Consider the following 2,734-nt stretch of genomic DNA (forward strand, 5'->3'; position numbering starts at 1 on the left):
GCTACCGTTTCGACAGCCAAATTCAGGTTCTAAACCATGGGATTCGGCTACATTAAGTATAGTGTTGTCGCCTTTGTTCCAGCGTTGTTCAAAGCCCGATTTACTAAATTTAATTACGGTGTTGTCTGCTTCTTCTACGCTCATTTCTTTGCTTTTATTAGGCGCTTCGCTTGTGTTAAGCACTTTTCGCTTAATAATGGAGGGCCCAAATGCTTCAGCAAATATGTTTTTGTCCTGCACACCGAGTAATAACAGCTCGTTATATACGTGTTGCATAAACGCTTTAGGTCCGCATAAAAAGAACTCGTAATCATCAAGTGGTAAATAATACCTAAACACATCCGCATTTATGCGCCCTTTTAAATCAAAGCTCTTATCTTTTACGTTAAAGCCATTGTCTTGCTTTTCATCAAGCTCAGGTTGAGATAAAAGTGAGTAGTAATCAATTGCGCCGCCACTCGTATCTGCAAGTGTTTTTAGCTCGTTATAAAACGCACGCTGCTGTTTATTTTTAGCACTGTGAAAAATATGCAAAGGGCGTGTATAGCGGGTTCTTAGCCCTTCATTGGCAATGTGTTTAGCCATTGAGATCATAGGTGTAATACCTATTCCGCCACCAATTAGCACCGCTGGTTTGGCGCTAGTTGGGTCAATAAAAAACTGCCCTTGTGGGTATTTAGCTAAAATAACGTCGCCTACTTTTACGTTATTATGAAAGTAGTTAGACACCTCGCCACCGAGCTCTTTTTTAATCGATAACCGATAAAATAGTTCATGAGGACTCGATGAAACCGTGTAGGTTCTAATAACAGGTTTGCTATTACTGTTATTGCTATTACCACGACTTTTACTTGGTATTTGCACAGTTAAATGCTGCCCTGCTTTAAACGGTAACAAGGTTGTATTGTTATGCCCTTCTAAATAAAAGGAGGTAATTATATTACTTTCTTTTATTATTTTAGTTACTTTTAAAGGCTGCCAAGTATGTTTGAGCTTTTCGGCTTGTTTNTTTATTTTTGTCAGCCTCAAGCCACGTGCCCGTCATTTTAGTGTTAGGGGAATAAGCATCAAATTTAGCACTAAACGGGAGTAAGTTTTTAAGCAACATCCCTTTAGTGAGGGTAAATTTCCAACCTCGGTCTGCGCCAATAAAGCCTTCAAGCTCTGGGTGCCCGTCCCATAAAATTTCAACGCTACCGGTAAGCATTAATACATTGCCAGTGTCAAAATCAGGAAATAACAAACCTGCTTTTGGGTTTAATAAAAAGTTACCCAAGGTATTAAAAAAATTGTTACCTGCGTAATCAGGAATCGTTAATGTGTTGCCTTCTCGCTTTACAAAGCCCGGCAACCCACCACGGTGAGAAACATCAACACCTTCAATTTTTGGATTGTTTTTAGCGGTTATAAAGCTTGAAACAAAAAACGTATCGGTGGTGTCAATTAACGTACTGGCTGCGTTATCAAGTGTATTAAATTCAACTTTTTGTACCGCATTACTTTTAAGTAGAGGATCTCTATTAAACGTTAAGTCTCGCGTTTGAATATACTGCGGGCAATTTCCAAAGGATTGATCAACACTAAAACTCACCTGATTATCACTAATTACCTCACCTACGCGCACATTTAAACGGTTACGCCTACGCGTGCTTAGCTCAATGCCTAACAAACCAATTGGCGAGCCGGCAATCTTTAATGTGTTATGTAGAGGGTCGTTTTTATCAACCGCGTGCCTCATTAATAACGACGTGGGTGTGGGTGAGCTTAAAAAGCCTGGCGGCCCTGAAACAATAGATACCCACACATCGGCGTTTTCATCAACACTGCCTGCAACCACAAATGGTAACTGCTCAAAAAAGGCTTGATGCTGCTTTGGCATAAATGAGCGCACGGCACGTTTGCCAAATGTTGCCATTATTTCTCGTTTACCGAGTTTGTCTTGTATTGCCAGCTCGCCTTCGTGAAAAGGTGAAGCATCTATTGAGTTTGTGTTAGTCATTTTGCTCGTAATTCGTGTGCGTATTTCATGGGGTAAATTTAACTCAATACACAATGAATGATAATGGGTGTTTTATTGACTGATAATGCACAAAACAATGACAATACTTGCACCCTCTTAGTGCCATGCGCGCACCAACATATAACAAAATAGGTTTTATTCTCACTCTAAAAATACATTAAATACTATTTAAACAATAACTTAAAAAATTGGCTGTATTTTTGCAAACATTCTATTAACAAGCCCGTTTTACTTACGGCAAAAATTTAGGTTGTGAGCACAATAGCTATTAGCAACCATCGGCAAAGAAGCCCGCACACAGTTATGCATATTGCGTATTTGTGGCGGGCTTTTTTGTTAATTGCATTTAAACCGTCACTTTAAGGAATGCCCTATGCAAACCTCGCAAAAAATACTCATTATTGGTAATGGTATGGTCGGACACCACTTTGTTGAGCAAATGCGCCAAAGCGATGCCAACGCAGACATTACTGTACTTTGCGGAGAAGCAAATCTTGCATACGATCGCGTGTACTTATCAAGTGTATTTGATGGCAAAACCGCCGCCGATTTAGCACTTACCACTCACGACAACTATAAACAGCTTAATATTAATGTGCATACCAGCCAGTGGGTTGAAGGCATTGATAGATCAGCAAAAATAGTGACCACATTAACCGGTGAGCAATACCCGTACGACAAGCTGGTACTCGCTACAGGTTCGTTTCCGTTTGT

General features: G+C 40.0%; 3 protein-coding genes. 1 reads left to right on the forward strand and 2 read right to left on the reverse strand.

The window, feature by feature from the left end; translation table 11 throughout:
- Window positions 1-1,029, reverse strand: a 1,029-nt coding sequence (locus L654_RS1000000128200) for an FAD-binding oxidoreductase (protein ID WP_263640628.1), incomplete at its 3' end; no start/stop codon positions are given.
- Window positions 959-1,999, reverse strand: a complete 1,041-nt coding sequence (locus L654_RS1000000128205) for a pyridoxamine 5'-phosphate oxidase family protein (protein WP_225305734.1) — start codon at window positions 1,997-1,999, stop codon at window positions 959-961. The genes L654_RS1000000128200 and L654_RS1000000128205, both read right to left, overlap by 71 nt.
- A gap of 394 nt (window positions 2,000-2,393) precedes the next feature.
- Here L654_RS1000000128205 and L654_RS01000000125810 point away from each other — a divergent pair.
- A partial coding sequence (locus L654_RS01000000125810; RefSeq protein WP_033027761.1) for an FAD-dependent oxidoreductase occupies window positions 2,394-2,734 on the forward strand: 341 nt, incomplete at its 3' end.

The organism is Pseudoalteromonas sp. TAB23 (genome assembly GCF_000498075.1).
GTDB classification, from domain to species: domain Bacteria; phylum Pseudomonadota; class Gammaproteobacteria; order Enterobacterales; family Alteromonadaceae; genus Pseudoalteromonas; species Pseudoalteromonas arctica.